This window comes from Hymenobacter sp., assembly GCF_031398885.1.
GTDB lineage: Bacteria > Bacteroidota > Bacteroidia > Cytophagales > Hymenobacteraceae > Hymenobacter.
In genome coordinates this window covers 1-17,320 of sequence record NZ_JANNOD010000060.1, presented here as the reverse complement: position 1 = coordinate 17,320, position 17,320 = coordinate 1, and the positions used below count along the sequence as shown (strand labels likewise).

17 protein-coding genes and 1 tRNA gene are annotated in these 17,320 nt (G+C 59.6%); 12 read left to right on the top strand and 6 right to left on the bottom strand.

Features of this window, described 5'->3' with window-relative positions:
• The coding region (locus tag RMO51_RS12900) for a methyltransferase (protein WP_310395239.1) at positions 1 to 726 on the top strand (726 nt) is incomplete at its 5' end.
• A gap of 87 nt (positions 727 to 813) precedes the next feature.
• Here RMO51_RS12900 and RMO51_RS12895 read toward each other — a convergent pair.
• Positions 814 to 1,620, bottom strand: coding sequence for a hypothetical protein (locus tag RMO51_RS12895; protein ID WP_310395238.1), 807 nt, complete (start codon positions 1,618 to 1,620; stop codon positions 814 to 816).
• A 62-nt stretch (positions 1,621 to 1,682) separates the two neighbouring features.
• Between RMO51_RS12895 and RMO51_RS12890 the strand changes: the two genes are divergently transcribed.
• Positions 1,683 to 4,442: a polynucleotide kinase-phosphatase gene (locus RMO51_RS12890; RefSeq protein WP_310395237.1), complete on the top strand. Its 2,760-nt coding sequence runs from the start codon at positions 1,683 to 1,685 to the stop codon at positions 4,440 to 4,442.
• 49 nt (positions 4,443 to 4,491) lie between these two features.
• A complete protein-coding gene (locus RMO51_RS12885) occupies positions 4,492 to 6,249 on the top strand; it encodes a cold shock domain-containing protein (RefSeq protein ID WP_310395235.1) in 1,758 nt (585 codons plus the stop codon).
• Positions 6,250 to 6,362: 113 nt separating this feature from the next.
• On the opposite strand, the gene RMO51_RS12880 is transcribed toward RMO51_RS12885, so the two are convergent.
• Positions 6,363 to 6,944 carry a TMEM175 family protein gene (locus RMO51_RS12880; RefSeq protein ID WP_310395233.1) on the bottom strand — a complete coding sequence of 194 codons (582 nt, stop codon included), beginning with the start codon at positions 6,942 to 6,944 and terminating at the stop codon, positions 6,363 to 6,365.
• 226 nt (positions 6,945 to 7,170) lie between these two features.
• On the opposite strand from RMO51_RS12880, the gene RMO51_RS12875 reads away from it, so the two are divergent.
• Together RMO51_RS12875 and RMO51_RS12870 are read left to right on the top strand one after the other, a co-directional pair.
• Positions 7,171 to 7,941: a nucleotidyltransferase domain-containing protein gene (locus RMO51_RS12875; protein WP_310395232.1), complete on the top strand. Its 771-nt coding sequence runs from the start codon at positions 7,171 to 7,173 to the stop codon at positions 7,939 to 7,941.
• A 31-nt stretch (positions 7,942 to 7,972) separates the two neighbouring features.
• A complete protein-coding gene (locus RMO51_RS12870; RefSeq protein WP_310395230.1) occupies positions 7,973 to 9,046 on the top strand; it encodes a DNA polymerase beta superfamily protein in 1,074 nt (357 codons plus the stop codon).
• 135 nt (positions 9,047 to 9,181) lie between these two features.
• Here the strand turns inward: RMO51_RS12870 and RMO51_RS12865 are convergent, their stop codons facing one another.
• Entirely contained in the window at positions 9,182 to 9,646 is a 465-nt protein-coding gene (locus tag RMO51_RS12865; RefSeq protein ID WP_310395229.1) for a hypothetical protein, read from the bottom strand.
• A gap of 591 nt (positions 9,647 to 10,237) precedes the next feature.
• A tRNA-Asp gene (locus RMO51_RS12860) sits at positions 10,238 to 10,311 on the bottom strand.
• Positions 10,312 to 10,606: 295 nt separating this feature from the next.
• Between RMO51_RS12860 and RMO51_RS12855 the strand changes: the two genes are divergently transcribed.
• From RMO51_RS12855 to RMO51_RS12835, 5 genes are all read left to right on the top strand, one after another.
• On the top strand, positions 10,607 to 11,554 hold the full coding sequence (locus RMO51_RS12855; RefSeq protein WP_310395227.1) for an acetyl-CoA carboxylase carboxyltransferase subunit alpha: 948 nt from the start codon (positions 10,607 to 10,609) through the stop codon (positions 11,552 to 11,554).
• Positions 11,555 to 11,642: 88 nt separating this feature from the next.
• Entirely contained in the window at positions 11,643 to 12,491 is an 849-nt protein-coding gene (locus RMO51_RS12850) for an MBL fold metallo-hydrolase (protein ID WP_310395226.1), read from the top strand.
• A 105-nt stretch (positions 12,492 to 12,596) separates the two neighbouring features.
• Complete coding sequence (locus RMO51_RS12845) at positions 12,597 to 13,361, top strand: patatin-like phospholipase family protein (RefSeq protein WP_310395225.1); 765 nt, start codon at positions 12,597 to 12,599, stop codon at positions 13,359 to 13,361.
• 122 nt (positions 13,362 to 13,483) lie between these two features.
• Positions 13,484 to 14,056, top strand: coding sequence for a 1-acyl-sn-glycerol-3-phosphate acyltransferase (locus RMO51_RS12840; RefSeq protein ID WP_310395224.1), 573 nt, complete (start codon positions 13,484 to 13,486; stop codon positions 14,054 to 14,056).
• A gap of 105 nt (positions 14,057 to 14,161) precedes the next feature.
• Positions 14,162 to 14,725 carry a hypothetical protein gene (locus RMO51_RS12835; protein ID WP_310395222.1) on the top strand — a complete coding sequence of 188 codons (564 nt, stop codon included), beginning with the start codon at positions 14,162 to 14,164 and terminating at the stop codon, positions 14,723 to 14,725.
• 19 nt (positions 14,726 to 14,744) lie between these two features.
• Here the strand turns inward: RMO51_RS12835 and RMO51_RS12830 are convergent, their stop codons facing one another.
• On the bottom strand, positions 14,745 to 15,410 hold the full coding sequence (locus RMO51_RS12830) for a DUF4159 domain-containing protein (protein ID WP_310395220.1): 666 nt from the start codon (positions 15,408 to 15,410) through the stop codon (positions 14,745 to 14,747).
• Positions 15,411 to 15,519: 109 nt separating this feature from the next.
• Here RMO51_RS12830 and RMO51_RS12825 point away from each other — a divergent pair, with 109 nt between their 5' ends.
• The gene (locus RMO51_RS12825) at positions 15,520 to 15,834 is read left to right on the top strand and encodes a hypothetical protein (RefSeq protein ID WP_310395218.1); all 315 of its coding nucleotides are present in this window, start codon (positions 15,520 to 15,522) and stop codon (positions 15,832 to 15,834) included.
• 51 nt (positions 15,835 to 15,885) lie between these two features.
• Positions 15,886 to 16,179, top strand: a complete 294-nt coding sequence (locus RMO51_RS12820; protein ID WP_310395217.1) for a hypothetical protein — start codon at positions 15,886 to 15,888, stop codon at positions 16,177 to 16,179.
• Positions 16,180 to 16,425: 246 nt separating this feature from the next.
• On the opposite strand, the gene RMO51_RS12815 is transcribed toward RMO51_RS12820, so the two are convergent.
• Positions 16,426 to 17,124: a 16S rRNA (uracil(1498)-N(3))-methyltransferase gene (locus tag RMO51_RS12815; RefSeq protein ID WP_310395215.1), complete on the bottom strand. Its 699-nt coding sequence runs from the start codon at positions 17,122 to 17,124 to the stop codon at positions 16,426 to 16,428.
• Positions 17,125 to 17,320: the final 196 nt, after the last annotated feature.

Genomic DNA, 17,320 nt, shown 5'->3' with positions numbered 1-17,320 from the left:
CCCCTCTCCCGCGGAGAGGGAGCACCGGTCCTGCGCGGTCATGAATCGTCAGGTTCCCCCTCTCCGCGGGAGAGGGGGCCGGGGGGTGAGGTGAACGGGGAGGGCGACCGCAAACTATCCCTCCACGACCAGCGCCTCCAGCAAGTCGCCCACGAAATCTACGAGCTAAGCCCCAAGCGCGTGCTCGACCTGGGCTGCGGCGAAGGCAAGCTGCTCCGCCTGCTCTTGTGCCAGCCCAAAATCGAGTACCTGCTCGGCATGGACGTCTCGCACCAAGCCCTGACCCGCGCCGTTGCCCGCCTGCACCTCGACGAGATGCCCCCGCGCCAGCGCACCCGTATCGACCTCATCCAGGGTTCGCTGCTTTACCGCGACGACCGCCTCGCCGGCTTCGACGCGGCGGCTCTGGTCGAAGTCATCGAGCACCTCGACCCGAACCGCCTCGCCGCCCTCGAAGCCGTAGTGTTCGGGCAGGCCCGCCCGGCGCACGTCTTCGTTACTTCCCCCAACGCCGACTATAACCAACTCTTCGAGCAACTCAACGCCGGCGAATTCCGCCACGATGACCACCGCTTCGAATGGTCCCGCGCCGAGTTTGCCACCTGGGCCACTGCCGTGGCCGAGCAGCACGGGTATCAGCTGCGCCTCGTGGGGATGGGGGAGGAGGTGGAAGGCGTAGGCGCGCCCTCGCAGATGGCGGTGTTTGAGATACCACAACTACCCTGAGTAGGCAACTTGGCGAGTTATCACCAAGTTGCCGACAGCACCTCGCACTACCTTATCGGTAGCTCAGGGAGTTGCTCCATTAGCGCATCAAAGCAAAGGGTTAGGTTGGCTCTGAGCGCCTTCAATTTTCAACATAGTTTCACCACTACACCTCTCAAACAATTCATTACGCCACTCTATGTTGTCGAAGTTTCGCAGATTGTCAATTCTAACACCTTGAAAGAACCTTTTACGCTGGCTTATTACGCCGAAATTATTGCCATTGTTGATTCTATATAAACCAACAAGCTGCGGTGCTCCTCCGCATGACTTGTTCTTGATGTCTGCTAAAGTGTGGCAAAAGCACTGAAACAATGCACGACTAGTGTACTTATTCCCGCTTGCCCAATAAGACTCATACTTTGCAAGAAATTCCTTAACTTCTGAACCAGTTACGAAAAGCTTGTCTGAATAAGACCCAAACACGACTTCCTCAGCTTCCCATTTTTTAGAAAGCTTCGTCCATTTTATTTTTCTGCAGAAGAAATTGTTTGTCTTGTCTCTGCTACAATGTATGATTTCCAAAGCATTTGTTGCAATCCATTGCTGACTTGGATAGCTGTTGAACAAGGCTATGAACTTATCAATGAAAGCTTGAAATTTCTGTTCGCAACTCCAATCCGGTTCAAATAGCAAGCCTTGGTCAATTATATCAACCAGTTGATTAAGAACGATTGAAGGGAACAGTACATCGCCACAATAGCCGAATACATCAGGATGATTTTTACAGCTAAATACTTTCTTTCCGTGGTCAAAAACAGAGTTGTCAGGCCACGATATTCTACTGTCGCTTGCAACATATATTGATGCCGGTTTTCTTGAATCCACACCGAGCCAACTTATCAAAAGTGTCATAGAATCGCAATTTAGGCGTAAGTCAGGATTTGGCTAATGCCCAAAATCATTCTTCTTTTCCAATGCCCCAAGATACCCTCAAGGTCCCCGAACTCTCCCTTATCATTCTCATTGGCAGCACGGGCGCGGGCAAGTCCACGTTTGCGCGGCGCTTGTTCCGGCCCACGGAAATCGTGTCGTCGGATGCCTGCCGGGGCTTGGTTGCTGACGATGAAAACGACCAATCGGCTAGCAAAGACGCTTTTGAGCTGCTGCACTACCTGGTGGCCAAGCGCCTGAAGCGCGGGCTGCTCACTGTGGTCGATGCCACCAACGTTCAGGAGGAAAGCCGCAAGCCATTGGTGGCTCTGGCCCGCCAATACCATGTGCTGCCCGTGGCCATCATGCTCGACGTGCCCGACGCCGTGGCCCAGGAGCGCAACGCCCAGCGCCCCGACCGCCGTCACCTGGGCCGGCACGTCATCGCCAGCCACCGCCAACAGCTGCGCCGCAGCCTGCGCAACCTCAAGCAGGAAGGCTTCCGGCACATCCACCACCTGCGCAACGTGGGTGAAATCGACGCCATTCAAAGCATCGTCCGAGACCGGCTCTACAACAACCGCCAGGAGGAAACCGGCCCCTTCGACATCATCGGCGACGTGCACGGCTGCTACGAGGAGCTGCGCGCGCTGCTGGAGAAACTGGGGTATCAGGTGATTGAGGAGCCGATGACGGATGTGCGGGATTTGGGGGTGCGGGTGGTGGCGCCGCTGGTCGTTCTGCCGCCAACCTCACCCCCTGACCCCCTCTCCCAAAAAGAGGGGGCACCAGTCATGCACCAAACTGAGTCGCCAGGCTCCCCCTCTCCGCGGGAGAGGGGGCCGGGGGGTGAGGTGACCCGCAAGGCCATCTTCCTCGGCGACCTCGTGGACCGCGGCCCCGCCTCCCCACAAGTCCTGCGCCTGGTGATGAGCATGGTGCGCGACGGCACTGCCCTTTGCGTGCCCGGCAACCACGACATCAAACTCCTGCGACACCTTAACGGCAAAAGCGTTACCATCAACCACGGCCTGGCCGAAACCCTGGTCCAGCTCGGACCCGAGCCCGAGGCTTTCAGGAGCGACGTGCGGCGGTTTCTTGACGGCCTGGTGAGCCACTACGTGCTCGACGGCGGCAAGCTGGTCGTGGCCCACGCCGGCCTCACCGAGGAGATGCAGGGGCGCGGCTCGGGGGCCGTGCGGGCCTTCGCGCTGTTTGGCGAAAGCACCGGCGAAATTGACGAATTCGGCCTGCCCGCGCGCTACGAATGGGCCCGCGAGTACCGGGGCCGCGCCCTGGTCGCTTTCGGCCACACGCCCGTGCCCGACGCCGAATGGCTCAACAACACCATCGACCTCGACACCGGCTGCGTGTTCGGCGGCCGCCTCACCGCCCTGCGCTACCCCGAGCGCGAGCTGGTGGCCGTGCCCGCCGCGCAGGTGTACTGCGAGCCCGTGCGTCCTTTGAATTATAAGCTGTTAGCAGCTAGCTCTCAGCCGTTAGCTTCTTTGCCAGACGGCCAGAACGAAAAGCTAACAGCCAGCAGCTATCAACTAGAGGCTGAGCTAGATATTCGCGATGTTACCGGCAAGCAGTTCATCGAAACCCGGCTGATGCGCGGCGTCACCATCCGCGAGGACAATGCCGTGGCCGCCTTGGAGGTGATGTCGCGCTTCGCCCTGCACCCCAAGTGGCTGCTGTATCTGCCGCCCACCATGTCGCCCACCGAAACCTCGGCTTTGCCCGACCTGCTCGAATACCCCGCCGAAGCCTTCGCCTACTACCAGCGCCTCGGCGTGGAGCGCGTGGTGTGCGAAGAAAAGCACATGGGCAGCTGCGTGGTGGTGGTGTTGGGCCGCGATGAAGCCGCCATCCAGCGCCGCCTCGGCCTCGTGGGCGAAGGCATCGGCAAGTGCTACACCCGCACCGGGCGCAATTTTTTCACCGACGCTGCCCTCGAAACCGCCTTCCTCGCCCGCCTGCGCGACGCGCTGAGCACGGCCGGATTCTGGGAGAAATTCGACACTGACTGGGTTTGCCTCGATGCCGAGCTGCTGCCCTGGTCGGCCAAAGCCCAGGAGCTGGTGAAAACCCAGTACGCCGCCGTGGCCGCCGCCGCCCTCGCCGCTCTGCCCCAGGTCGAAGCCGCTCTTACCGAAGCCGCCGCCCGCCAGCTCGACGGCGTCGAAGCCCTGCTGGCTCGCACCACCGCCCGCCACCAAGCCGCCGCCCACTACGCCGATGCTTACCGCCGCTACTGCTGGCCCGTGTACTCGCTCGACGACCTCAAGCTGGCGCCCTTCCACCTGCTCGCCACCGAAGGCCGCACCTACTTCGACCGCGACCACGCCTGGCACATGGAAACCCTGCGCACCCTTGCCCTGGCCGACCCTGGCCTGCTTCGCGCCACGCCCTACCGCGTCGTCCCGTTGAATGACCCCGCCGAAGTAGACGCCGCCATCCAGTGGTGGACCGACCTCACCGCCGCCGGGGGCGAAGGCATGGTGGTGAAGCCCTACGACTTCGTGCCCCAGGGCAAAGGCGGCCTGCTCCAGCCCGCCCTCAAGTGCCGGGGCCGCGAGTACCTGCGCATCATCTACGGCCCCGATTACCTGCTGCCCGGCCACCTCGACCGCCTCCGCCAGCGCAACGTGAAAGCCAAGCGCAACCTCGCCCTGCGCGAGTTCGCCCTCGGCGTCGAGGGCCTCGAACGCTTCGTGGCTGGCCAGCCCCTGCGCCGTGTGCACCAGTGCGTCTTCGGCGTCCTCGCGCTGGAAAGCGAGGCGGTGGACCCGCGGCTGTAGGTGAGTTTTGTGTAGTTTAGTTACCAAAATTCTGATTAATTGAAGAGATATGATGCCTAAGCATAACCCAACAGAGAAGAATCGTCGTTTTGGCGTTGTAACCCGCTACAATGAAGAAAAAGGATTTGGGTTTATTGCTGTTTGCACTAAGATTCCTAAAGCGACTTTAGAGGCACAATACTCATCCGACCACAATACAGAGTCGTTTTTTGACAAAAGATTTATCTTAAGGGAATTTGAGGACAGGAGTGTGCCCAATATTTTCGTTCATGCGACCAGTGCCGAAGAAAAGTTATTCGTCGGTCAATGGCTGACTTTTGAAATCCGACCTGATAAGAAGCAGGTGGATAAGTTTAGAGCGTTGAATGTACGCTCTCTAAAAAACGAAGCTGCTCGCTGGACAGATGGAAGCAGTATGCCTCCTGCTTTTGTAGTATCTAGCTTATTAGATTTGTGGTTGGAATGTAAGGCCACTTTTTTTGACTTTAACCAATTTTGTTCTTTAGTTTATACGTTGCGACCAGAAGACCAAATAAATTTTGTTCGTAAGAGTGTTGCAGAAAATACTTCAGATACCTCGCTATTATCAAATTTAAACTCGTTAATTCGCTTTAGTAGAGCAGAAGCAGTCGAACTTGGGATTAGAATAGATTATAATCTTGATTTAATAATTTCTGTTCTTGTCGCTATCAAAGAAGGATTATATCCTAAACCAGATTTGATAGCTGAAATGATGTTTAACTACATTGATGAAGAATTAGAAGAATTGCCACATTTGAATCACAGTCTATTTAATATGTGTCCTGGCAGGACTGTGCAAATCAGGAAGGAGATAGGTGAACAAATAAATGTTTATGCCTCTGGGAGATTGGGTGAGGTTTCTAGTGCAAATGATATTCTGACGGTGGGGGATGTAGAATATCTTATCGAAAACGATACAATCGTTATTGATGGCAAAACTGTAGCCCTGGATTATGTTAGCGAGACGGTTTACGAATACAATTTGGCAAAATTGCCGAAAAAAGATGATGGTCTGATTTTTTGCGAAGGCCGTGTTTCGCCTAAATTGAATAGTGTCGGTAAAAAACTGTGGTGGTGCCGCAATACCCGCTGCTATGCTGCTTGTCAAGAAACCCGTAGTTCTATTGATTGGCAGAAGTTTACTCTCGCTGATATTATCGTCGGTCTTGGGCTCTCATTCGATGAGGAAGCTTACTACAAATTTATAGGCGTATTAAATAGGGTTGAGCAGTTAAAAAGTCATTTAAAATGCAGACATTGCTCTCGTATTTTGCGTCCTGCTCGGCAAGCCAGTTTTAGTTTCTATAGAACAAATTGGTTTCATTGTACAAATTCTGAATGTTCTGAAAGAGAGAACAGAATTTATTTGAGCAGTTGCTCTAATCACAAGTGCTTGACTGTAATTGATAGCCGGGATTCTGTTAGATGCAACTACGCCAGTAAAGGTCATCCCCAAAGGAACGGAATGTACATATGCAAAAAATGTGGTGGGTGTTGCTCGAAATATCAGTTAGAGCAGCAGTTGTTGAGATTTAAGCAAATCCTAACTGAAAGTCAGTACAGCAGTGACCTGGTAGTATCACGCAGTAGATACAACCTTGATAAAGGTCTATACCATCTGGAAAACGAAGAATTCCAATGTTACCGCTGTAATACTGTTATGCATCCAGCATATGGTCCTGGAACAGCCTTGCGTTGCGGAAAATGCTTTGTTCAATATCCCAAAGAATATCTACCAGAACCTTGGAAGCAACATGCCAAGAGGAACATTGAATCAGAAAAGTAAGAAAGTAATTATTCGAAAAGAAAGTATTGGTGTAAGCCACCCCAGCGCCCGCCGCTACTCCCGCACCTTTCGTCAAGTCTGCGAAGCTGCCGCCGCTAACCAACGTGCTTCACCTAATCTTTAGACATCAGCATGCGCTCGATGCGCCGGTCTGGGATGAGCCACATCAGCGCCACAGCCACGTAGATGCCGCCCGCTACCCAGGGGTTCCAGAAGCTGGCGGCGATGCCCAGGCAGTAGAGAGGGGGCGAGGACTTGCCTTTCAGGTCGCGGCCGAGGGCGCGGGCCAGCACCGAATCGGGCCCGTCGACGGCGAGGATGCAGCCCTGCAACAGCCAGTAGGAGACGCCCGCCAGCAGCAGCACCACGCCGTACATGACCAGCGTGGCCGGGGCAAAGTGGTTCTGGCCCATCCAGCCCGTCACGACCGGGACCAGCGAGAGCCAGAACAGCAGGTTGAGGTTGGCCCACAGAATATTGCCGGTGATTTTGGTGGCGCTGGCCAGCAGCAGGTGGTGGTTGTTCCAGTAGATGCCCACGTAGAGAAAGCTCAGCACGTAGCTCAGCACCACCGGCAGCAAGGGTTGCAGGGCCGCGAAATCCGCCCCCTTCGGCACCTTGGTTTCCAGCACCATAATGGTGAGAATGATGGCCAGCACGCCATCGCTGAAGGCTTCGAGTCGTCCTTTTTGCATGCGGTATTTGCGGCCGACCGCCGTGGGCAAGGAGTGAGCCGCTAAAGTAGCGCGACGCGGCGGCTCCTGCTACTTTCGTAGCCTCACTTGCCGAAACCACGGCCATGCTGCGCGCAGCCGAAGCATCTCTACCTCAGTACTAGCTCAATTGAAAGCAAGAGTTACGCGGCAGAGATGCTTCGGCTGCGCGCAGTATGACGTTCTATTTTAAACAGTTTTCCTGCCCATGCTCGCCCGCATCCAGACGGCCCTGGCCCAGCTCGAAACCACGCACAGCATCCGTATTCTCTACGCCTGCGAGTCGGGTAGCCGCGCCTGGGGCTTTCCCTCGCCGGATTCGGATTACGACGTGCGGTTCATCTACTGCCACCCGGCCGACTGGTACCTGGCTTTGGACGAAGGCCCCGACACCCTCAACTTCCCCATCGACGACGAGCTGGACCTGGCCGGCTGGGAGCTGCGCAAAGCCCTGCGCCTGCTGCGTGGCTCCAACGCCTCGGTGTTCGAGTGGCTGCAGTCGCCGGTGGTGTACCACGAGGCGCTGAATTTTCGGGCCCGGCTGGCGCCCTTCCTGCCGGCCGCCTTCAACCTCAAAGCCGGCCTGCACCACTACCTGGGCCAGTTGCGGCGCGGGGTGGAAGAAGACGTGGCCGCAGAGCAAGTCCGCCTGAAGCGCTTGTTCTACGCCCTGCGCTCGGCCCTGGCCGCCCGCTGGATTCGCGAGCGCCACACCCTGCCGCCCATGGAATTCGCGCCCTTGTGCGCGCTGCTGCCCCCGGCGCTGCGGGCCGACGTGGCCGAGCTGCTCCAGCGCAAAGCCTCGGCGGACGAAAAAACCACGGTGGCCCGCCCCGCCGCCCTGGCCGAATTCTTGCGGCTGGAGTACGCCGCGGGTCAGGCGGCGCGCGACGGATTGCCGGTGCCGCGGGTCGGCCGCGCGGCCACCGAGTGGGATGCGTTGTTTCGGGAGGTGATAAAATCGGTGGTTGCCTCGTAGCGCCAAGCACGGCGGGGGCCTACTTTCGTCCATGACCATTGCCGACCTGCGCCAGCAGCACCTCATTCTCTTCGAAGCCATCAGCGGCAGCCGGGCCTACGGCACCAACCTGCCGCATTCCGATACTGACCTCAAAGGCGTATTTGTTCTGCCCGAAAACCAGTTTTTCGGCCTCGATTACGTGCCGCAGGTGGCCAATGCCACCAACGACGAAGTATTTTACGAGCTGCGCCGCTTCGTGGAACTGCTGCTGAAAAACAACCCCACCGTGCTGGAGCTGCTGGGCACCCCGGCCGAGTGCGTCGTCTACCAACACCCGTTGTTTGCCCGGTTCCGAGCGGCCGATTTTCTGTCGAAGCTCTGCCGCCATAGCTTTGCCGAATACGCCGTGGCCCAAATCCGCAAAGCCAAGGGCCTCAACAAGAAAATCAACCACCCCGAGCCGCCGGCCCGCAAGTCGGTGCTGGACTTCTGCTACGTGACCGCCGGAGTCGGGGCGCAGCCGGTGGCCGCGTGGCTCGCCCGCAAAGGCTACGAACCCGCGCAGTGCGGCCTGGCCAACGTGCCGCACCTCACCGATTTGTACGCCCTGTTCATTGATGCCACGCCCGGGCGCGCCCACGGCTACCGCGGCCTGGTGCGCGACCCCGAGACCTCCCAAGACGTGCTGCTTTCCGCCGTGCCGAAAGGGGAGGAGCCCGTGGCGTACTTGTCCTTCAACCGCAACGGCTACAGCACCTACTGCCGGGTGTTCCGCGAATACTGGGAATGGGTGGAGAAACGCAACACCGAGCGCTACCAAAACACCGTGCAGCACGGCAAGAACTACGACGCCAAAAACATGCTGCACGTCTTTCGCCTGTTGCAAATGGCCGAGGAAATCGCCGAAAGCGGGGTGCTGAACGTGCGCCGGCCCAACCGCGAGTTCCTGCTGCAAATCCGGCGCGGCGAGTTTGAGTACGACGACCTGGTGGCCAAAGCCGAACACTTGGTGACGCGGGTAGAAGCAGCTTTTGCGAGCTCGGCTCTGCCCGACGCCCCCGACCGTGCCGCCGCCGAGGAGCTGTTGCTGCAGGTGCGCCGCAGGTTCTACGGCCTGAACTAAACAAGCCGTGAACAGGCTGGCCAGCGCCTTTGGGCTGAAAACCTTGCCGGTGAGCGCCTACCAAGCGCAGCCCGATGAGGCGGCGCGCCCGCCGCGCCCCGGCGACGAGGTAACCCTAGCGGAGTTAATGCCGCGCTATTGCTTAGGAACCAGCTTCACGCCTGTGTACAGCTGGGGGTTGCTTATCGAGGCAATGGGTTCCACGCTTATGCGCTTATCGTACTGGCTGACGTTGGCCAGCTTGAGCAAGGTGGCGTAGTCGGCCGTGAGGCCATGCTTGGTCTTGATAAAGAAATTGTTGACCCGCAGCGTCCCGGGATTGTAGCTTACCACGAGGGCGGTGGTATCGCGCCAGTAGGTGTAAAGGGCTTCGGTTGCTCCCGTCGCCAGTTCGCGCGGCGTCCGGTCGTGGTCGGGGCGAATGGTTTGGCTAATCAATGGCCTGGCAATCTGGTCGGCGTTCATGCCCAATAGGGCAGGCACATCAAAGGCCCGGTTCACAGCCATGGGCTGGCTGACGGCCGGCGTTTCGGAAGTCGGCTGCTCAGTGCTGGCGCAGCTGAGTAGCAAGGCCAAAGGAAGGACGTAGGCGTAGCGCATGGCCGAGGTTATCTAAGGAGGAAGATTAATACGGAAAATGCTGCGAAGTCGGTGGTTTTTGCCCGTAGCTTTTTAATCGTGCGCCGATTTCTGACGCATTTCACTACGCGTTCAAGCCCCACTCCTGGCAGTGCAAGCGCACTGGTCGCCGCTATCGTTTCTCACTGGCATCTTCACTTTCCCCCTTGATTTATTTAACGCGCTGTCGAAAGGAAAAAGTAATTGTCACTCATTTCGATAGCTTCTCAGCACAGTGCATTGAAGTAATGAGCGCAGGTGGGTTGAGAGCTGAAAAGCTCAGCTACCTTTTCACCTTTTTTCTGGCCAGTATGAATAATATTTACGCAACAAAATGAAGATTATTTCGCGTGTTCTTGTGTGATTATTCACAATAGTTCACACAGACGCTAATACGGTCCACTGGCTTGCCGTTGCTATCCAGACTTGTTCGGGCCTGACGTGGCATTTGAGCCAGGCAAACTTAGCCCCAGTCGCTTTAAAATCCGGGCGAATCCGAAGCGTCAAAACGAATTTCAGCCAAACAAAAAGGCCCTTTCCATTACAGAAAGGGCCTTTTCTTGCAAACGGTAGCGGTCTGGACGGGACTCGAACCCGCGACCTCCGCCGTGACAGGGCGGCATTCTAACCAACTGAACTACCAAACCGTTTGCCGAAGGAAAAACCGTGGTTTTTCCGTTTTGGTGCTGCAAAGGTAAGAGGGAAAAACCGCGGGCTGCAAGCCAAAGCGTGATTTTTTTAGGCGAACAGCTCACTGTGGAGTCTTGGAGGTTGTTTTTCAGGGGGATTGATTTTGCGGGCGGGCCGCAAGGGCGGATGTTTTACCTTTGCCTGCCGCTTTCCCGGCGGCATTTGGCGGCGCCCGGCGAACCCAGACCCCGTCCGAACCACGCGACCCAGTAATTTCGCCTTACCTCCCCACGCAATCCTCTTCCGCGGACCATGCTCCTTGACTTTGAACAACCCATTGCCGCCCTTGAAGGCAAGCTTCTCGAAATGCAAAAGCTGGCCGCCGAGAGCAACGTCGACGTGCGCGAGGCGGTGGCGGCGCTCGAAGCCCGAATCAAGGCCCTCAAAAAGGAAACCTACGCCAACCTCACGCGCTGGCAGCGCGTGCAGCTTTCGCGTCACCCGGACCGACCGTACACGCTGGACTACATCGAGGGCATGGCCGACAAATTCGTGGAGCTGCACGGCGACCGCACCGTGGGCGACGACAAGGCGATGGTGGGCGGTTTCGGCGAGATTGATGGCCACCCGGTCATGTTCGTGGGCCAGCAGAAGGGCCACAACACCAAGCAGCGCCAGTTTCGCAATTTTGGAATGCCCAACCCCGAGGGCTACCGCAAGGCCCTGCGCTTGATGAAGCTGGCCGAAAAATTCAACGTGCCCATCGTGACGCTGATTGACACGCCCGGCGCCTTTCCCGGCCTGGAGGCCGAGGAGCGGGGGCAGGGCGAGGCCATTGCCCGCAACCTCAAGGAGATGTTCATGCTCAAGGTGCCGGTCATTTGCGTCATCATCGGCGAAGGGGCCAGCGGCGGGGCCCTGGGCATTGCCATCGGCGACCGGGTGCTGATGCTGGAAAACACCTGGTACTCAGTGATTTCGCCCGAGTCGTGCAGCAGCATTCTGTGGCGCTCCTGGGATTATAAGGAGCAAGCCGCCGAAGCCCTCAAACTCACGGCCCTCGACATGCAGAAAGCGGGCCTGGTGGACGGCATCGTGAAAGAGCCCCTCGGCGGCGCCCACACCGCGCCCGAAGCTATGATTGAAACTTTGAAGAATACGCTGCTCAAGACGCTGAAAGAGCTGGCCGCTATTTCGGTGCAAGACCGAATTTCCCAGCGGATTGACAAGTTTTCAGCAATGGGGGTGGTGATGGAGTAGGAATTAAAAATTAGAAATTAAGAATTAAAAATCAGCTTGGTTCAACAGGTTAGCGCAAACCTTTCACTTTTGATTTTTAATCGGCCTTGTGAAAATCTATCCCCTCGACACCGGCTTATTCAAACTTGATGGCGGCGCCATGTTTGGCGTGGTGCCCCGGAGCCTGTGGCAAAAGCTCAACCCGCCCGATGCCAACAACATGTGCACCTGGGCCATGCGCTGCCTGCTGATTGAGGACGGCGGCCGGCTGCTGCTCATCGACAACGGCATTGGCGACAAGCAGGACGAGAAGTTTCGGGGCCACTTTTACCTTCACGGCGAGGATACGCTGGAAAAATCCTTGCGTAAGCTGGGCTTGGGCAGCCCCGACATCACCGACGTGTTTCTGACGCATTTGCACTTCGACCACTGCGGCGGCTCGGTGCAGCGCCGGCCCGATGGCGTGCTGCAACTGGCGTTTCCCAACGCCGCGTACTGGAGCAACGAGGCGCATTGGGACTGGGCCATGACGCCCAACCCGCGCGAAAAGGCCAGTTTTTTGCCGGAAAACATTGTCCCCGTTCAAGAGAGCGGCCACCTGAAATTCGTCGACTTGCGGGCCGGGGTACCCGAAGCACTGCCCCAGTTCAAGGAAATTGTGCTGGCCGACGGGCACACCGAAAAGATGATGGTGCCGGTGATGGCGTACAAGGGCCGGACGCTGGCGTTCATGGCGGACTTGCTGCCCAGCGTTGGTCACATCCCGCTGCCCTACGTGATGGGGTACGACATGCGCCCGCTCGTGACCATGGCCGAAAAAGAAGCGTTGCTGCGCCGCGCCGCTGATGAAAACTGGGTGCTGCTGCTTGAGCACGACCCCACCCACGAGGCCTGCACCGTGCGGCACACCGACAAGGGCGTGCGCCTGGCCGATACGCTGCGGCTGGCCGATTTGTAAGCGCGTCCCTGGTTTATTCGCGAGGATATTGCGTAAGGGGCCGCGGGGGCGGCCGGATTGGCGCACCTTCGCAAGACATTCATTAATTCCATCACAAACACCACCATGGCGCAGCTGGGGTTGGCCTTGTCAGGGGGCGGCGCGCGCGGCATTGCGCATTTGGGGGTGCTGGCGGCGCTCGACGAGCTGCACCTGCCGGTGGCGCGGCTGGCGGGCGTGAGCTCCGGGGCCATTGCCGGCGTGTTTTACGCGGCGGGTTTTGCGCCCCGGGAGATTCTGCGCCTGCTGATGGCCACCAACCTGTTTCGGCTCACGCGGCCGGCGTTCAGCCGCTTTGGCCTGCTGCACCTTGACGCGGTGGAGCAGCTGCTGGCCCGGCACTTGGGCAGCACGCTCAATTTTGAAGACCTGAACCGGCCGGTGACCCTGGTGGCCACCGATTTGATGGCGGGCGGGTCGGTTTATTTCAGCACCGGGCCGCTGCTGCCGCCGCTGCTGGCCTCGTCGGCGGTGCCCATCGTGTACCGGCCGGTGGAGTACCAGGGCCGGCAGCTGGTGGACGGCGGCCTGCTGAACAACCTGCCCGTGGAGCCGCTGCTGGGCCAGGACGGCTTGCGCGTGGTGGGCGTGCACTGCAACCCCGTGAACCCCGAAGCCCGCATCCCCAACTTCCGCCGCCTTGTTGAGCGCACGCTGCACCTGGCCATCAACGCCAATACGGCGGCCCGCAAGAACCAGTGCCACCTGCTGCTGGAGCCGCCCGAGCTGCGCCACTACCGGCCCCTGAGCTACAAGCGCGGCCCCGCGCTCTTCGACATTGGCTACCGCTACGCCATGAGCCGGGCGGCTGAATTGCAGGCGCTGGTTTAGGCAAGAGGGCCGCGCTGGGGGCCAATTGCCCATCTTTGCGTCGAGTTTAAACCAGCCGACAACCGGTCGGGCCGGGCCTACGAAGCCAATTTAAGATTTACCCATTCACCAAATCACCCCTGATGCCTGCCCGCAAAACCTCCACCTTCTGGTATTACATGGCCAAATTTGTGTTTTGGGTGGCCGGCTGGAAATTGGGCGAAATCCACAACAAGGACATCCAGAAAAGCATGATGATTGCGGCCCCGCACACCAGCAACTGGGACCTCATCCTGGCCCGCGCCGCTTTCTACCTGATGGACGTGGACGTGCGCTTCACCGTGAAAAAGGAGTGGGCCGAGCACTGGCTGCTGGGGGGCATGGTGCGGGCCGTGGGCGCCCTGCCCGTGGACCGCAGCAAGAACAACAGCCTCGTCGACGGCATGGTGAAGCTCTTTGACGAGTACGACGAACTGGTCATTCTCATCACGCCCGAGGGCACCCGCGCCTACCAGCCGCGCTGGCGCAAGGGCTACTACTTTGCCGCGCTGGGCGCCCACGTGCCCATTCGGTTGGGGTACCTGGACTACCGGCTCAAGGAAGCCGGCATTGGCCCGGCCGTGTACCCCACGGGCGACTACGAAGCCGACGAGGCAAAAATCAAGGCCTACTACCGCACCAAAACCGGCCGCTTCCCCGAAAAAGGCGTCCGCTAGCGGCCGGCTTGACAGCCCAGCCCCAAAGCTGGCGGACCCGAAAAGCACGCCGTGCCGGGCTTTTCGGACGGGCTGTTAATGAGCGGGCCGGCTTACCTTCGAACCATGGAAAAGGTGTACACCCTGCTCTGGATACTCTTCGGCCTGGGCGTTTACGTGTTTCGGCTGGTGAAAAAAGCCCAGGAAACCAGCGCCCGCGAAAATCAGGAGCGGCCCGCGCGCCCCGGCCCGGCCGTACCGGGCTTGCCCACTGCCACTTTCCAGGAGTTGCTCAAGCAGATGCAGGCCCGTAATGTGGCGGGTCCCGATACTACGCCGGCTCCCGCGCCCGTGCCCGCGCCGTCCGTGCCGGCCCTGCGCACGCTGGGCGGCCGCCTGATGCCGCGGGAGGTGGCCCGGCCGGTCCGGTCCCAGGAGCGCGCCGTGGCGCGGGCCCTGTCGCTGGAAGCCCGCGCCGCCGCCCGGCCCCGCAACGCGCCCGGCCCGCTGGCCCGCCGGTCGTCGGCGCTGCCGCGGGCCTCCGTTGTAGCGCCGGTGCAGGACTACTGGCAGGAACCCGCCGCGCCCGCCGCGCCGCTGTCGGCCACGGTGCGCCAGTGGCTGAGCCAGCCGGAGAGCGTCCGCGCCGGGTTGGTGCTGAGCGAGATTTTAAAGCGGAAATACGACTGACCCGGGCTGGGCGGGTGGGTCAGTCCTGCGTCAGGGCGTAGGCCAGCAGGTTGGCGCCCATGCGCAGGGCGGCATCGTGGGCCGCCGGCGGGTCCTCGGGGTAGGTGCCGACGTCTTCCCAGCCGTTGCCCAGGTCGCATTCGTAGCTGTAGAAGCACACCAGGCGGCCCTTGTAGAGCAGGCCAAACCCCTGGGCCCGCTTGCCTTCGTGCTCGTGCACCTTGGGCAGCCCGCGCGGAAACTGGTATTTCTGGTGGTAGACCGGATGGGAGTAGGGCAGCTCCACAAATTCCAGCTCGGGAAATACCTTTTTCATCTCGGGGCGGATGAATTTGTCCAGCCCGTAGTTGTCGTCGATGTGCAGAAAGCCGCCACCGGTGAGGTAGCGCCGCAGGTTCTTGGCCTCCGAAGCGGTGAAGCTCACGTTGCCGTGCCCGGTCATGTGCACGAACGGGTAGGTGAGCAGCTCGGGCGCATCCAGCTCCACGGTGGCCTCGTCGGGCGCGATGTTGGTTTTCAGCGCCTGGTTGCAGAACTGAATCAGGTTGGGCAGCGACGTTTTGTTGGCGTACCAGTCGCCCCCGCCGCCGTAGTGCAGCTTGGCGATGCGGAAGCTGGGGGCCGGGGCCACGGCGGCCGTGAGCGCCAGCAGCAAGGCCGCGGCGAGAAGCAGGTGTTTGCGCATAAGGGTAAGTAATTTGCGAGCCACCAATCTGGCCGGGGGTGCCCAGAAGACAGCTTACGGCTTCCAGAGGTTCGGCCCGGCCCGTTACTGGGCATTCCCCGCTTTTCTGATGAGCAGCAAACTTAGCCAACTACTGGCCTACTACGAAGCCGAGCGAAACCGTCTGGTCGCGCTAGTGGCAGACTGCGTCGCGGAGTCAGAGCACAAGCTGGCCCACCACCATGCCAAGGCCCTGCGGCTGGTGAACCGGAAGCTCCAAACCTTCCGTAATCTGGCCGACCCCTTGTACGACCAAAAGCAGAGCCGCCTGCGCCACATCGGGGCCATAAAAGAGTTGATGGCCACCAAAGCACCCGAAATTCCGCGCAGCTTTTTTCTGGAAACGCTTCGGCAGGCCCAGCAGCAGTTGGAGGAATTAAACTAGGCCGCTGCCGCGCGCTCAAAACCGGGGAAACCATCCGGCCTGCAGGATGTGATGAACAAGCTGAGTGACCGGACAATCGAGAAATTCATGCTGGTAGTTGACGAGGCCGACGGCAGTTACCTCAATCGAATTGATATTTCCGAGCTGCCCAGTGCTTACAAAGACGCGGCGGAAGTGAAGCGGCAGATTGCAGATTTCAACCTGGCCCCCGTCGTCGACGAAATCCGGCCTTACGGCTGCATCATGGCCGGCGACCGGGAGCAGGACGCGCCCTGGCGCAAAAAGAAGCTGGCCAGAGCCGCCGCGCTGCTGGCCCAGGCCGCTACCGATTCGGACGCGGCCTGACCCTTGCGCCCGCGCCAGCTATTTGCTTCGGGCGCTGCTGCCGGCTCCGTGCCGCCGCTTGGCTGGCTCCATGACCACGTAGGGAAAGTGCGCGGTTCTGCTGAGCTTGTCGAAGCATCCCTACCGATTTGGCGAACCTTGCGGAACGAGACCCCTCGGGGGCCGCGGGGCGGGCCCCGGTTCGCCAAAAGCGCGAAGCCCAGAGAGGGGAGCCGGAAAGCATGGTAGAAATGCTCCGACGGCAACTTATTGCCGGGCAATGTGTACCGTAAACACCGCCGCCAGCGCCGCCGTTTCCGTGCGCAGCCGCGACGCACCCAGCGTCACCGGCCGGATGCCCCGGCCCAGCGCCAGGGTTATTTCGCCCGGCGTGAAATCTCCTTCCGGCCCGATGAGCACGCAGCATCCCGGCCCGGCGCCGGCTACTTGCGCCAGGGCAGTGCGTTCACCGGCTTCCAGGTGGGCAATAAACGTGGTTTCGGGTATGGCTTGCGCCACGAAAGTGGCATATTCCGTCATTTCGTCCAGCTGCGGCAGCCATGCTTGGCCCGACTGTTTGAGGGCACTCACCGCTATTTTCTCCAGTCGGTCCAGCTTCAGCTCGCGGCGCTCGGAGCGGGCGCAGCGCAGGAAGGTGATGCGCTCCACGCCAATTTCAACGGCCTTTTCCACGAACCACTCCAGGCGGTCGAGGTTTTTGGTGGGGGCCACGGCCACGTGGACGAAGTAGGGGCGGGGCGGCATCGCTTCGTGGCGGATGATGCGCAATTCGCAGCGCTTGGGGTTGGCGTCGGCCACGGCGGCATGGTAGCGGCCGCCGCGGCCGTCGAGTAGCGCCACTTCGTCGCCCAGGCCCAGGCGCAACACGCGCACGGCGTGCTTGCTCTCGTCTTCGGGCAGGGTGTGAATGGGAGCCGTCAGGCCGGGCGCAAAAAAGGTGTGCATGGCGGCAAAACTACCCGCTTCTTTGGGAGGAACGGTGCTGCTCTAAAAGACTTTGCTTAGAAGCTGTTTAAGTTAGTTGGACCTTTTTAGCTTTGTTTCATGCAAGCGAAGCGATACAGCTCGGATTTGACCGAGCGGCAATGGCAGCGGTTGGCGCCGCTATTGGTGGTGCGGCGCACGAGCAAGTGGCCGTTGC